The following is a 13,363-nucleotide window of genomic DNA, read 5'->3' as shown; positions in this document are numbered from 1 at the left end:
CTCTCCGAAGTTCCTTGAAGAGACTCCATGACCGTAGCATTCGGAGTTCCCTGAGGGAACCCCGATGGGTAGACTGATTCCATGCAGCGCACGAACTTCAGCGACATGGCGTGCTCGATCGCGCGCACGCTCGACGTCATCGGTGAGCCCTGGTCGCCGCTGATCCTGCGTGACGTGTGGGTCGGGTTCACCCGGTTCGAGCAGATCCAGGCAGACCTCGGCATCTCGCGCAAGGTCCTGACCGAGCGGCTGAACCACCTCGTCGAGCACGGGGTGCTCGAGCGCCGGCCCTACGACCGGCGACCGCGTCATGAATACGTCCTGACGGAGAAGGGCACCGAACTCGTCGACCTGCTCATGGTCATGGCCGGCTGGGGGGACAAGTGGCTCGCGGGCGAGGCCGGCCCGCCGGTGCTCTACCGCCATCACGCGTGCGGTCGGATCAGCGGCGGCGAACTGCGCTGCGCCCACTGCGGCGAGCCCATGCACGCGGGCGACGTCGACGTGCTGCCGGGCCCCGGCGCGGCCGTGTGAGCGAGGCGGGGCCCGGGGCTCCGCCGGGGCCGGATGCCCTACGCTGCGGAGATCAGCCGCCGCGACCAGCGTCGATCATCGGTTTGGAGCCGCTTTGACCATCCACCCGGGCAATGGCGAACTCATCGACGAGCCCATCCGCAGATGGCTGTCCCGAGACGCCCTCCCCGGCCTGGAGATCCAGCACGCCGAAGCGCTCGCCGGGGGATACCGCAACGCCAACATCCTGCTCGTCTCCTGCACCGGCGACCGCTACGTGCTGCGCCGCTACCTCGGCCACAACACCTGCGCCGTCGAAGCCGCCCTGGCCGGACGCCTCGCCGGCATCGTGCCGGTCGCCGACGTGATCGCCGCCGACCCCGACGGCTCGGCGGCGGGCCGGCCCGTCATGGTCTCCCGGTACGTGCCCGGCGACCTGGTCAGCACGCTCCTGCCCGGACTCGGGCCCGGAGACGCCGAGGCGCTCGGCCACGCGGTCGGAGCCGTCCTCGCCGCGATCGGCACGGTCACCTTCCCGCGACCGGGCTTCTTCGACGGCGCCGACCTGCTCCCCGGGCCCGAAGGCACGGAACCCGCCGCCGACCTGCCCGCCTTCGTCGACCGCTGCCTGCGCACCGGAAACGCCCACCACGCGCTCTCTGCCGCCGAACAGGACGCCCTGCGCCGGCACGCGGCCGAGGCGGCACCCGCCCTCCGCGCCGTCCACGGAGCGCGCCGGCTGGTCCACTCCGACTTCAACCCCAAGAACCTGCTCGCCGCGCGGCACGGCGGAAGCTGGATCGTCACCGCCGTCCTGGACTGGGAGTTCGCCTTCAGCGGGTCCCCGCTGTTCGACATCGGGAACATGTTGCGCTTCCGCTCCGAACTGCCACCGGCCTTCGCCGGCGGCTTCACCGCCGGATACGTCGGGGCCGGAGGCCATCTGCCGCGGAACTGGCGCGAGATCAGCCAGGCCGCCGACCTGTACGCGCTCGCGGACTTCCTCACCCGCCCGCCCGAGCACCTGTTCTTCGGCAAGGCGGTCGCGCTCATCCGGCACCGCCTCGCCGGCGACCAGCAGACCTGACCCTCCCGAAGCCCCAGGTCACGACCCGTCGGCGGGTTGCCCGGGATCCGCGCGCTCGGCGGTGACGTCGCGCCCCGCCCAGAGCAGCGTGGCCTGCCCGCTCGGGTGGAAGGTCAGCTCCACCCGCCCCGCTGAACCTGCCCAGCCTCGCGTACGCGCCGACCAGCGCGTGCATCCGGTGTCGTAAGAGAATCATCGATGCTCCAATTTGAATACTCCACTTTGACTATCAGAGCATGGCGCCACTGATATGGTCAAGCTTGACCATCCAGCGGAGGTGTTACGTGTCGTCGACCCGGCTGCTCGTCCTGGGCCTGCTCAGTGAGGGGCCACGACACGGCTACGAGATCAACCAGCTCGTGACCGCCGGGGCTCTGGAGCAGTGGACCGACGTGAAACCCGGCTCGGTCTACCACGCGCTGGCGAAGCTGGAGAGCGAAGGGCTGGCGGAGACGCATGCGGAGGAGCGCACGGGCGACCGGCTCAGGCGCGTCTACGCCATCACCGCCGAGGGTCGCCGCACCCTGCACGACCTGCTGCGCAAGGCCCTGGCCGCGCCGCCCCACACCACCCGCTCCGACTTCGCCCTCGCTCTGCGCTGGCACGCGCTGCTGGAGTCGGGCGAGGCACGTGACCTGGTCGCCGCCTCCGCCCGGGAACTGGCGGCCAGACGCACGGTCCTGGCCGCCGGACGCGAGGCCAAAGCAGGCCTGTCACCGCTGGCCGACGCCTTGTTCGACAACGCCGAGGCACACCTGGCCGCCGACGCCCAACTCCTCGCCGACCTCCAGCGCCTGCTCGACGCCGGCTGACCATCGGCGGTCTTCGTACAACCCCTCTCGTCAGCGTTTCCGGGGCAGGGTGAGGGTCAGGACGGCTCCGCCGCCGGGGGCGTTGGCGGCGGTGAGGGTGCCGCCGTGCAGGCGCGCGTTCTCCATGGCGATGGCCAGGCCCAGGCCGCTGCCCTCGGTGCGGGTGCGGGCGGTGTCGGCCTTGGTGAAGCGGTCGAAGACGTGGGGCAGCAGGTCGGCGGGGATGCCGGGCCCGTCGTCGGAGACCGTGACGGTGATCTGGCCGGCGCCGGCCTGAACCCGGATGAGCACCGGCGCCGCCGTGCCGCCGTGCCGCAGCGCGTTGCCGACGAGGTTCGCCAGGATGACGTCGACGCGGCGCGGGTCGAGGCGGGCGCGCAGGCCCTGGGGGACGTCGGTGCGGACCCGCCCGTGCCAGTGCCGCAGCGCGAGCGTCTTGGCGATGAGCTCGCCCAGGTCGACCTCGTCGAGGTTCAGTACGGCGGCGCCGGCGTCGAAGCGCGACACCTCGATCAGGTCCTCGACCAGGCGGGTGAGCTTGCGTGTCTCGTCGCTGACCAGTCGCAGCGCCTCGGCGGTGAGCGGGGCGAGGCGGCCGGAGCCGGCGTCGGCGTCGAGGACCTCGGTCACGGCGCTCATGGCCGCCAGCGGCGTGCGCAACTCGTGGGAGACGTCGGCGGCGAACCGGCGAGCCCGCGCCTCCATGGCGCGCAGCGTGGCCGCGTCGGCCTGGAGCGTGGCCGCCATGGTGTTGAAGGTACGGCCGAGGTCGGCGAGCTCGTCGTCGCCGGTGACGTTCACCCGGGTGTCCAGGCTGCCGCCCGCCACCTGCTCGGCGGCCGCCCGCAGCCGCCGGACCGGCCGCAGCAGTCGGCGCGCGGCCAGCAGCGCGGGGATGATGGAGGCCAGCACGACGGGCAGGGCCCCGGCGCGGGCGGCGGCCGCGAGGGTGTCCACGTCCTGCTGCTGGGACGCCAGCGAGAAGGAGGCGTAGACGACCAGCGGCGGCGGGTCGTGCGGGCGCGCGGCGGCGGTGACGGGAAGGGCCACGGCCAGCCAGGGCGTCTGGGCGTGCTGGAAGCGCTGGGCCAGCGCGGTGGTCGCCGAGGCCGCGCGGTCGCGCAGGTGAGCGGGCAGCGGCGGCGCCTGCGCCCCGGCGGCGACGAGCGGGCCGCCGCGATAGGACAGGGCGGTACGCCAGCCGCGCGTGCCCGCCGCCCGGTCCAGTTGCAGCGCCAGCGTACGCAGATCCGCCTCGTCGAGGTCGGCGGGCAGGTCGGGCGCCCGGGAGGTGAGGTGGGCGCGCAACTCCTGGAGGGCGTCGGCCTGCGCGCGCGCCACGATCGCGGTACGGCCCTGCCGGAAGGTGAACGTGGCGGCCGTCAGCGCGCCGAGCGTGGCGACCAGGAGGAACACCAGGACGAGCTGGGCCCGCAGGCCGCGGGGGAGGGGCAGGCGGATCACAGCGGCCCGAACCGGTATCCGAAGCCGCGCACGGTCTGCACGTAACGGGGGTTGCGGGGATCGTCCTCGACCTTGGCCCGCAGCCGCATCACGCACGCGTCGACCAGCCGGTAGTCGCCGTGGAAGGTGTGCTCCCACACCTGCTCCAGGAGCTGCTGGCGGCTGAAGGTCTGCTCGGGCGCGGCGGTCAGGAACAACAGCAGCTTCAGCTCCGTCGGCGCGAGCGCGAGCTGCGTGCCGTGCTTGAGCACGCGCAGGGCGACCCGGTCCACGAGCAGGTCGCCGTGCGTCGTGCGGGCCTGGCCCGAGGAGCCGGACGGCGTGGTACGGCGCAGCACCGCCCGGATGCGGGCCTCGATGACCTCGCTGCTGGCAGGTTTGATCACATAGTCGTCGGCGCCGGCCTCCAGACCGACGACGACGTCCACGTCATCGTCGCGCGCCGACAGGATCACGATGGGCACCTGGCTGAACGCGCGGATGCGCCGGCAGGTCTCCAGGCCGCTCATGCCGGGCAGCATCAGGTCGAGCAGCACGACCTCGGGCGCGCTCGCGACGAGTTCGGCCAGCCCGTCCTCGCCGGTCGCGACCAGCACGGTCTCGTGGCCCCGGTGGCGCAGGCCCAGGCTCACGCCCCGGCGCACGGCGGGGTCGTCCTCGATCAGCAGCACCCGGGTCACGAGGAGCCCCCCTGACGGGCCGGCACGGCCGACCCGCTCGCATCGCACCTGACCGGCCACGGTTCGCTTCCCATGCCGGGCTCGAACACCTCCACGACGGGATCGCCACCGGAGTCCGTGGCCGCGGCGGCCGTGCACACCATCTGGCTCACCGCCACCGGCGGCAGGTCGCGTACCAGCCACGGCACCCGCAGCTCCACCCGGTCGCCGGCCGACCTGGCCCGGATCGGCTCGGCCGCCGCGGGCAGCCGCGTGACCAGCCCCCGGGCCCGCTCGTCCGCCGTGGGGCCGGTCAGCAGCGCGTCCATGGCACGCTGCAGCCGGTCTCCGGCCGGGGCGGGCCGGGACACCGGCCAGGTGCCCTGGGCCGTGACGAAGTACACCCGCAGCAACCGGCCGCTGTCCTCGGTCAGGCCGCCCTGGACCGGCCGGCCGGCGGGCAGCGGATCGGTGTCGGTGATCCCGCAGCCCGCCAGCGCCGCCGCGACCAGGACGGCCGCCACGCGGCACAACACCCCCGGCATGTGTTCGCCCCCGTTCCCCGGCAGGTTCTCGCCGGCTACACCTGGCTGAGCCTGCTCACATCGACCGTCCCGGCGCCGGGCTCCGGGCGCGGGATCGCCGCCCACAGCCCCGCCGTCGTCACCGCGGCGACGGCCAGCGCCGCCCATCCGCGCCGCCCGGTGGTCCAGCGGGCGCGCAGGCGTACCGGATCCTCGACGACGACCTTCGAGATCGCCGCGGCCACCAGCGACAGCCCGATCGCGACGATCGTCCAGCCCGCGCCGCCGAGCCCGGCCGGCGACCGGGGCAGCAACAGATAGATGGGCCAGTGCCACAGGTACAGACTGTAGGACAGCTCGCCCAACCGGCGCGGTACGGCGCTGCCGATCACCCGGCCCGCCAGGCCGTCCGGCATGGCGGCCAGCAGCGCGATCAGCGCCGCCCCGGCCAGGGAGTGCGCGAACATCCCGCCCTGGAACAGGCCGGGCGCCTGCTCCCCGCCGGTCAGCAGCCACGACACGGCCAGCCCGCACAGCAGCAGGCCGCACATCGCCTCCATGGCCACGCGCGGCAGGCGGCCCACGGCGTCGCGGACCGGCGACGTGGCGGCGACCGCGCCGAGGAGCAGCGAGAAGGCCCGGGTGTCGGTGCCCTCGTAGGCGCGGGTGGTGTCCACGGCCGCCCCGAGTCTGATCATGAGCACGAGCGAGACGACCGCGCCGGCCACCGCGACGAGCCCGACCCGCCGCTGCCCGCCGGGCCCGTTCCCGGCCAGGACCACCGTCAGGGGCCAGAGCAGGTAGAACTGCCATTCGACGCCGATGCTCCACAGGTGGGCGAACAGGCGGGTGCCGGCGGCGTTCCAGTAGCCGATCCGCTCGCCGATGTAGTGCCAGTTCACGCTCTGCGCGGCCACCCACGGCGCGTCCTGGAGCGCGGACCTCAGCAGGTCCGGCCTGGCGGACGCCCAGGCCAGCAGCAGCGTCGCCGCGACCATGACGGTCAGCGCGGGCAGGAGGCGGCGGGCCCGGCGTCCCCAGAAGGCCACCAGGTCGAGACGACCGCGGTCGCCGAGCTCCGCCAGCAGCAGGCCGGTGATCAGAAAGCCGGACAGGACGAAGAACAGGTCGACGCCCAGGAACCCGCCGCGCAGATGCCCGGCGTGGAACAGCAGGACCGCGACGACGGCGAGCCCGCGCAGCCCGTCGAGCGCGCCGACGTGCGCGCGGCGAGACGCCGAGACACGCCCGCCCTGGCCTGCCGAGACGTGCCCGCCCTGGCCGGGTGACGCGTGCCTGGCCTGGTCCGCTCGTGCCGGGTCGTGGCCGATCATCAGCCGCAGCCGAGTTTGACGAAGCGTTCATCGCCGGTCCACGGCCCCGTGGCCCACGCGCTGGGGGCGGCCGGGGTGAAGCCGGCCAGCTCGCCGAGCCGCTTGGCGAACCAGGTGGCGAAGGCCGCCGACCCCTGCTGACAGGAGTGGATGCCGTCCCGGGCGCGCTGGGCTTTGGCCGCCGTGTAGTCGCCGCCCCACAGCTCGGAGGCGTCCAGGAAGCGGGCGTGAGGGCCCTTCGCGACCTTGGCCGCCATCGCGGGCGCCCTGGTGATCGCGCTCTCGTAAGGCTTGAAGAACGCGTCGAGCTTGAACGGCGGCGCGGACACCAGCACGAGCCGGGCGCCGGCGTCCTCGGCCGCCTGGGAGAGCCGCCGGTACGCCGAGAGCTGCTGGCCGGCGGTGCCCCAGTCGTAGGTGGTGAGCTGGTAGGCGATCACCGTCGGCCGGAAGGAGGCGAGGTTCTCCTTCAGCGACTTCCAGGTGTCCTTGGCCCCCATGGTCGTCACCTCGTGGCCCCCGGCGACGACGTTGCCGCCGCCGTCGGACGTGGCGTTCCTGAACGTCACACCGACGGCCTCCAGCGCCGCCTCCAGGGCCGGGGCCTGCGCGCCGGCGATGGAGTCGCCCATCCACAACACTCTGACACCGGTCTGCCGGACGCCCTGAGCCGTCCTGTCCGGCCCGTTCTGGCCGTCGCCCGCGGAGCCGCAGCCCGCGAGCGTGACGCCGGCCGCGACGGCCAGGATCGCCACGGCCCGCCGGCGGCCGGCGGGCGTGCGGGGGGACGGGGAGCCGGGAGAGAGGTTCGTCGATCGCATGGACATCAGGCAATCAGCCGAATCCCCGGGTCCCCCGCGTTGTCATCGTTTCATCACACGATGGGGGAAGGGCCGTCACGAACCGGCTCTCAGCTCCCCTTCCGGCCGGAGGCCGGGGCGTAGTCCAGGATGTGCTCGCGCAGCAGCCTGCCCACGTACGGGTCGTCGCGTTCGAACGCCTCCACGAGGGGCCCGTGGTCGGCGGCGTTCTCCACGGCCCGCGTCCGGAACAGGCGGATCGACAGGTGCGTCCACACCTCGACGCCGAGGGACTCCCACACCGACAGCAGCACGTCGTTGCCGGACGCCTGGACGATCTCGCGGTGGAAGGCCACGCTGTGCCCCACCTGGTCGATCAGCGAATCGGCGCCGGCCGCCTCGTGCAGGCGGGCGAGGTGGGCGCGCAGCACCTCCGTGCGGGGCCGACCGAGCCGTACGGCCGTCTCCTCCAGGCCCGCGCGCACCTCGTAGACCTCACGCAGGTCCGTCTCGGTGAGCTCGCGGACCCGCGCGCCCTTGTTGGGGGAGGACTCGATCAGCCGCAGCGCTTCCAGCTCGCGCAGCGCCTCGCGCACGGGGGCCTGGCTGACGCCGAGCTCGGCGGCGAGACCGCGCTCGACCAGGCGGTCACCCGGCCCCCAGCGGCCGTCGATGAGGCCGTCGAGCACGATCTGCCGGATCTGGTCGCGCAGCGGGGAGCGTGTGACACGTTTCACCCCACCATGGTAGTACGAATATCGGATGATCGATCATAGGGTGTTTAATGGAGGTATGGAGAAAGACCTGGATCCGCAGGAGACCGCCGAGTGGCTCGAGTCACTGGAGGCGGTCCGGCGGGCGGCCGGTCCCGAACGGGCCGACTACCTGCTGCGCAGGCTGGCCACGAGCAGCCGCTACGTCAACACGGTGCCGACCTCGCAGGAGCCGGACTACCCCGGTGACCTGGAGCTGGAGGAACGCATCGCGGCCTACGACCGGTGGAACGCCGCCGCGATGATCACCAGAGGCAGCAGGTTCGGCCTCGGCGGTCACCTGGCCACCTACGCCTCGGCCGCCTGGCTCTACGAGGTGGGCTTCAACCACTTCTTCCACGGCGAGCACGACCAGGTCTATTTCCAGGGCCACGCCTCACCGGGGATCTACGCCCGCGCCTTCCTGGAGGGCCGGCTGAGCCGGGAGCAGCTCGACCTGTTCCGGCGCGAGCCCGAGGGTGGCCTGCCGTCCTATCCGCATCCGCGCGCCATGCCGGACTTCTGGCAGTTCCCCACGGTGTCGATGGGCCTCGGCCCGCTCAACGCGATCTACCAGGCCCGCTTCAACCGCTACCTGCACCACCGCGGCATCAAGGACACCTCGCACGGCCACGTGTGGGCCTTCCTTGGCGACGGCGAGATGGACGAGCCGGAGTCGACGGCCGCCCTCACCCTGGCCGCGCGTGAAGGGCTCGACAACCTCACGTTCGTGATCAACTGCAACCTCCAGCGGCTCGACGGGCCCGTACGCGGCAACACCCGCATCGTGTCCGAGCTCGAAAGCGTCTTCAGGGGCGCGGGCTGGCACGTGGTGAAGGCGTTGTGGGGCCGGGAGTGGGACGAGCTGCTCCTATCGGAGGAGCTGGTGGCCAGGCTGGATGTGGTGCCCGACGGGCAGTTCCAGACGTTCGCCACCGCCGACGGGGCCTACATCAGGGAGCGTCTGTTCCACGGGCTGGACGTGCCGTACTCGGACGAGGACCTGCGGCGCGTCGTCGGCGGTTCGCGGGCCGGCCACGAGCCCCGCAAGGTGCACGCCGCCTACCGCAGGGCCGTCGACCACCGCGGCGCGCCCACCGTCGTCCTCGTGCAGACCGTCAAGGGCTGGACGCTCGGCGCCGGCATCGAGGCACGCAACGCCAACCACCAGATGAAGAAGCTCACCCAGGACGAGTTCCGCACCCTGCGCGACCGGCTCGGCCTGCCCGTGCCGGACCGGGAGCTCGACGGCGACCTGCCGCCGTACCTGCACCCCGGGCCCGACTCGCCGGAGGCCCGCTACGTGGCCGAGCGGCGGCGCGCCCTGGGCGGTCCCGTGCCGCGCCGCACCGCCGTCCACCAGCCGCTGCCCGAGCCGGGCGAGCGCCCGTTCCGCGCGCTGGAGAAGGGCTCGACGCAGCCGGTGGCGACCACGATGGCCTTCGTTCGCCTGGTCAAGGACCTCATGAAGGAGCCGGAGACGGGCCGCCGCTGGGTGCCGATCGTGCCGGACGAGGCCAGGACGTTCGGCATGGAGTCGCTGTTCCCCACCGCGAAGATCTACTCGCCCCTGGGCCAGCGGTACGAGGCCGTGGACCGGGAGCTGCTGCTGTCGTACAAGGAGGCGACGGACGGGCAGATCCTGCTCGAGGGCATCACCGAGGCCGGCTCGATGGCCTCGTTCGACGCCGCGGCCTCCAGCTACGCCACGCACGGCGAGGCCATGATCCCGTTCTACATCTTCTACTCGATGTTCGGCTGGCAGCGCACCGGCGACCAGATGTGGGCGCTGGCCGACCAGCTCGGGCGCGGCTTCCTCATCGGCGCCACGGCCGGCCGCACCACGATGACGGGGGAGGGGCTGCAGCACGCGGACGGGCACTCCCAGCTCCTCGCCTCCGCCAACCCGGCGTGCCTGGCCTATGACCCCGCCTTCGCGTACGAGGTGGGCGTGATCGTGGGAGAGGGCCTGCGGCGCATGTACGGGCCCGCCGGCGAGGACGTGTTCTACTACCTGACCCTCTACAACGAGCCGATGCCCCAGCCCGCCATGCCCGACGGCGTGCGGGAGGGCATCCTGAAGGGCATCTACCGCTACGCCCCCGGCGGCGGCCAGGCCCACCTGCTCGCCAGCGGCACCGCCATCCACTGGGCCCTGGCCGCGCAGCGCCTGCTCCAGGAGGAGTACGGCCTCGGCGTCGACGTCTGGTCGGTCACGTCGTGGAGCGAGCTGCGCCGGGACGCCATGAGCGCGACCGGCGTGCCCTACCTCCGCCAGGCGCTGGCCGGGATCGACGGCCCGGTGATCGCGGTCAGCGACTGGATGCGGGCCGTCCCCGACCAGATCCGGCCCTGGATCGACCAGCCGTGGACGTCGCTCGGCACCGACGGGTTCGGGCTGTCGGGCACCCGGGAGTCCGTACGCGAGCACTTCGGGGTCGACCCGCGCTCGATCGCGGACGCGGTGCTCAAGGGCGTCGAGGAGACCGCCCGGCGCTGAACGACGGAGGAGTCGCCGCCCGGCCCGGAGATCACGGGCCGGGCACGGCACGGTCACCGTGTGATCCGGGCTTGAACGCCCGCACCGATCCTTCCGTCGGAAAGGTCATGACACGTCATCGTGCACTTCTCGCCGCCTTGCCGCTGTCCGCCCTGCTCCTGACCGCCTGCGGCGGAGCCGGTACGAGCGGCGCCGCCGCGCCCGCCATGATGTCCGAGGACCAAGGGCGAACGGGCTTACGCGCGGGCAGCGTCGACGACAACGCCGCCTTCACCGCCTACCTGGACTACCAGAAGGAGTTCGCCACCGGCGACCAGCGGTTGCGGACCGCCGACGTCAGCAGCCGCAGGATCGTGACCGTGACCGACAAGAGCGGCCGGCCGCTGTTCGGCGCCACCGTGCGGGCCGGCGACCAGACGGCGCGCACCTACGCCGACGGGCGCGCGATGGTCTTCGGCGACGACCGCGTCACCGTCTCGTACCAGGGAGCCACCGCCACCGCCACCGGCGACGCGCCCAAGGTGGAGCTGCCCGTCGCCAGGCCGGAGGGCCGGGCCATGCTGCAGGTGCTGTTCCTCATCGACACCACCGGCTCGATGGGCGACGAGATCGGCCGCCTGACCGCCAGCGTCGACTCGGTCGCCGCACGCATCGCCAGGCTGCCGGCCGTGCCCGAGCTGGAGCTCGGCATGACGCTCTACCGCGACAAGGGCGACGAGTACGTCACCAGGACCTCCGACTTCACCGCCGACGTGGGAACGTTCCGCGGGCGGCTCGCCGAGGTGCGGGCCGACGGCGGCGGCGACACCCCCGAAGACCTGAACGCGGCGCTCGCCGAGGCGCTGGCCAAGCCGGCCTGGCGGGAGGACGCCGTCAAGCTGGTCTTCCTCATCGCCGACGCCCCGCCGCACCTCGACTACGACGGGCCCGACCACCTGACCGAGGCCCGCCGGGCGGCCGAACGCGGCATCAAGATCGAACCGATCGCCTCGTCGGGCCTCGACGCCCAGGGCGAGTACATCTACCGCCAGCTCGCCCAGCTCACGATGGGCCGCTTCACCTTCCTCACCTACGGCGCCGACGGCGTCTCGCCGGGCGACGAGACCGAGCACCACGTATCGGAGTACGCGGTGCTGGCCCTGGACGACCTGGTGGTCAAGCTGGTCACCGACGAGCTGCGGCCCCTGTCGGACTGACCTCCCCCGCCACGGGCGCTCCGTTGCGACCGGCCGCGACGGCTCGCCCAAGTGTGGTGAGGCTGTGGAGGTAAAGGGCGGGTAGCGTGCAAACGGTCGCCTGGCCGGGTCTTCGCCCTTACCGTCGCAGAATATGCAGACAGTGGATGTACTGGTCGTGGGGGCCGGCCTGGCCGGCCTGCACACAGCCCGGCTGCTCGCGCGACGGGACCTGAACGTGATGGTGGTCGACCGCCGCCGGTCCCTGGCGACGGGCGTCCGCACGACGGGGATCTTCGTCCGCCGCACCCTCGACGACTTCGACCTGCCGGACCACCTGCTCGGGCCCGGCGTCCGGGACGTGCTGCTCTATCCGCCCTCGCGCCGGGCGCCGATCCGGCTCACCAGCGATCGCGACGAGTACCGCGTGGCCGACATGGCGGCCGTCTACGAGCACGCCCGCCGCTTGGCGGAGTCGGCGGGGGCGCGGATCCTGCTGGGCGTACGGTATGTCGGCGCGTCGGGGGGTCTCGTCCGGTTCGCGGGCGCGGAGCCGGTGACGGCCCGGTTCGTCGTCGGCGCGGACGGCGCCCGCTCCCGGGTGGCCCGCGACCTCGGCCTCGACGTCAACCGGCGCTTTCTCGTCGGCGCCGAGATCGTCCACCCGATCGCGTCGGGCACGACCAGCCCGGCGTTCCACTGCGTGCTGGACCCCCGGGTCGCTCCGGGGTACCTGGGCTGGGTCATCGACGACGGCCGGCACGCGCATGTCGGCGTCGCGGGATATCCGGACGCGATGCGCCCCGGCCTCCGCCACCTGCTGGAGACCTTCGCCGCGGACGCCCCGGGCCGCGCGGCGCCGGCCGGTCCGGTCGAGCGCCGGGGCGGTCCGATCCCGGTGGGCGGCGTGCTGCGCCGGCTGGCCTGCCCCGCCGGGCTCCTCGTCGGGGACGCCGCGGGCGCGGTGTCGCCGCTGACGGCCGGTGGGCTGGACCCCTGCCTGCGCATGTCGGAACTGGCCGCGACGGTCATCACCGGGTACCTGCGTACCGGCGACCAGCGCGTGCTGAGCCGGTATGACGGGGGCGCGCTGCGCAGCCGGTTCCGGGGCCGGCTGCTGCTGCGCCGGGCCTTCGCCGGCATCCGCTCACCCGCGGCGGCGGAGGCCGCGGTGAGTGCGCTCCGCGGCCGTGCCGGGCGCGCCCTGGCGGCGAAAATCCTGTTCGGCGACGGGTCGTTTCCCGATGTCCACCCGCGGTCGGCGAACCCGGCGATCGGCCACCCGGGCCGGTGACGAGGGCGTACGACGGCCGTGGGACGCCGACCAGGTCGGCCGGTGCCCGTCGTTCAGCGTCTCCCCTGCCAGGAGTAGAAGGCGCCCCGCAGGTGCTCGAAGGAGTGGTCGACCGGATCGCCTGACGGCTCCACGCCATCGAGGATCCGGGCCGGATCGCCCTGCGGGCTCCAGACGTAGCCGTAGGGGCTGGCCATCGTTTCGCCTCGCTGGAAGAAGACCACTCCGTGCTCGCGGCCGACCTCCTCGAACTCCATGCCCCCGATGGTGCGCGGGCCGGACCGCTCACCTTCGCCCAGCGCGCGGGCGACCGCCTCGGCCTCCCCGGTCGTACGAGGGAACCACTGGTCCTCGGAACCGGAGCCGGAGGCGGCCACGACGGCCACCATCAGTGCGCCCGCGAGAGCCAGGACGCCGAGGAAGACCAGCACTCTCGAACGGGAAACACC

13 protein-coding genes are annotated in these 13,363 nt (G+C 73.1%); 6 read left to right on the top strand and 7 right to left on the bottom strand.

Annotated elements, in window-relative coordinates:
- The first annotated feature begins 81 nt into the window (after positions 1-81).
- The 3 genes from AB0I15_RS14055 to AB0I15_RS14045 all read left to right on the top strand — a co-directional run bounded on the left by AB0I15_RS14055 (position 82) and on the right by AB0I15_RS14045 (position 2,412).
- On the top strand, positions 82-534 hold the full coding sequence (locus AB0I15_RS14055) for a helix-turn-helix domain-containing protein (protein WP_358094568.1): 453 nt from the start codon (positions 82-84) through the stop codon (positions 532-534).
- Positions 535-628: 94 nt separating this feature from the next.
- Positions 629-1,600: a phosphotransferase gene (locus AB0I15_RS14050; protein WP_358094566.1), complete on the top strand. Its 972-nt coding sequence runs from the start codon at positions 629-631 to the stop codon at positions 1,598-1,600.
- Between the two features lie 284 nt (positions 1,601-1,884).
- Complete coding sequence (locus AB0I15_RS14045; protein ID WP_358094564.1) at positions 1,885-2,412, top strand: PadR family transcriptional regulator; 528 nt, start codon at positions 1,885-1,887, stop codon at positions 2,410-2,412.
- 30 nt (positions 2,413-2,442) lie between these two features.
- Here the strand turns inward: AB0I15_RS14045 and AB0I15_RS14040 are convergent, their stop codons facing one another.
- The 6 genes from AB0I15_RS14040 to AB0I15_RS14015 all read right to left on the bottom strand — a co-directional run bounded on the left by AB0I15_RS14040 (position 2,443) and on the right by AB0I15_RS14015 (position 7,930).
- Positions 2,443-3,876, bottom strand: a complete 1,434-nt coding sequence (locus tag AB0I15_RS14040; protein WP_358094563.1) for a HAMP domain-containing sensor histidine kinase — start codon at positions 3,874-3,876, stop codon at positions 2,443-2,445.
- Positions 3,873-4,556 carry a response regulator transcription factor gene (locus tag AB0I15_RS14035; RefSeq protein ID WP_358094561.1) on the bottom strand — a complete coding sequence of 228 codons (684 nt, stop codon included), beginning with the start codon at positions 4,554-4,556 and terminating at the stop codon, positions 3,873-3,875. Before AB0I15_RS14035 ends, AB0I15_RS14040 begins: the two co-directional genes overlap by 4 nt.
- Complete coding sequence (locus tag AB0I15_RS14030) at positions 4,553-5,080, bottom strand: hypothetical protein (protein WP_358094559.1); 528 nt, start codon at positions 5,078-5,080, stop codon at positions 4,553-4,555. Before AB0I15_RS14030 ends, AB0I15_RS14035 begins: the two co-directional genes overlap by 4 nt.
- 35 nt (positions 5,081-5,115) lie before the next feature.
- The gene (locus tag AB0I15_RS14025) at positions 5,116-6,393 is read right to left on the bottom strand and encodes an acyltransferase (protein WP_358094557.1); all 1,278 of its coding nucleotides are present in this window, start codon (positions 6,391-6,393) and stop codon (positions 5,116-5,118) included.
- Positions 6,393-7,214, bottom strand: coding sequence for an SGNH/GDSL hydrolase family protein (locus AB0I15_RS14020; protein ID WP_358094555.1), 822 nt, complete (start codon positions 7,212-7,214; stop codon positions 6,393-6,395). The genes AB0I15_RS14025 and AB0I15_RS14020 overlap by 1 nt, the downstream gene beginning before the upstream one ends.
- A gap of 89 nt (positions 7,215-7,303) precedes the next feature.
- A complete protein-coding gene (locus tag AB0I15_RS14015; protein ID WP_358094553.1) occupies positions 7,304-7,930 on the bottom strand; it encodes a GntR family transcriptional regulator in 627 nt (208 codons plus the stop codon).
- Positions 7,931-7,985: 55 nt separating this feature from the next.
- Between AB0I15_RS14015 and aceE the strand changes: the two genes are divergently transcribed.
- The 3 genes from aceE (at position 7,986) to AB0I15_RS14000 (ending at position 12,914) form a co-directional block, all read left to right on the top strand.
- Positions 7,986-10,445, top strand: coding sequence for a pyruvate dehydrogenase (acetyl-transferring), homodimeric type (gene aceE / locus AB0I15_RS14010; RefSeq protein WP_358094551.1), 2,460 nt, complete (start codon positions 7,986-7,988; stop codon positions 10,443-10,445).
- A gap of 107 nt (positions 10,446-10,552) precedes the next feature.
- Complete coding sequence (locus AB0I15_RS14005; protein ID WP_358094549.1) at positions 10,553-11,641, top strand: hypothetical protein; 1,089 nt, start codon at positions 10,553-10,555, stop codon at positions 11,639-11,641.
- A gap of 133 nt (positions 11,642-11,774) precedes the next feature.
- Positions 11,775-12,914 (top strand): NAD(P)/FAD-dependent oxidoreductase, encoded by a 1,140-nt coding sequence (locus AB0I15_RS14000; RefSeq protein ID WP_358094547.1) that lies wholly within the window; start codon positions 11,775-11,777, stop codon positions 12,912-12,914.
- A gap of 53 nt (positions 12,915-12,967) precedes the next feature.
- Here AB0I15_RS14000 and AB0I15_RS13995 read toward each other — a convergent pair whose 3' ends face one another.
- The gene (locus tag AB0I15_RS13995) at positions 12,968-13,345 is read right to left on the bottom strand and encodes a hypothetical protein (protein ID WP_358094545.1); all 378 of its coding nucleotides are present in this window, start codon (positions 13,343-13,345) and stop codon (positions 12,968-12,970) included.
- Positions 13,346-13,363 lie beyond the last annotated feature (18 nt).

The organism is Nonomuraea sp. NPDC050643, from assembly GCF_040654715.1.
GTDB lineage: Bacteria > Actinomycetota > Actinomycetes > Streptosporangiales > Streptosporangiaceae > Nonomuraea.
The sequence above is the reverse complement of the archived record's forward strand: the minus strand, read 5'-3'. Positions and strand labels throughout refer to the sequence as shown.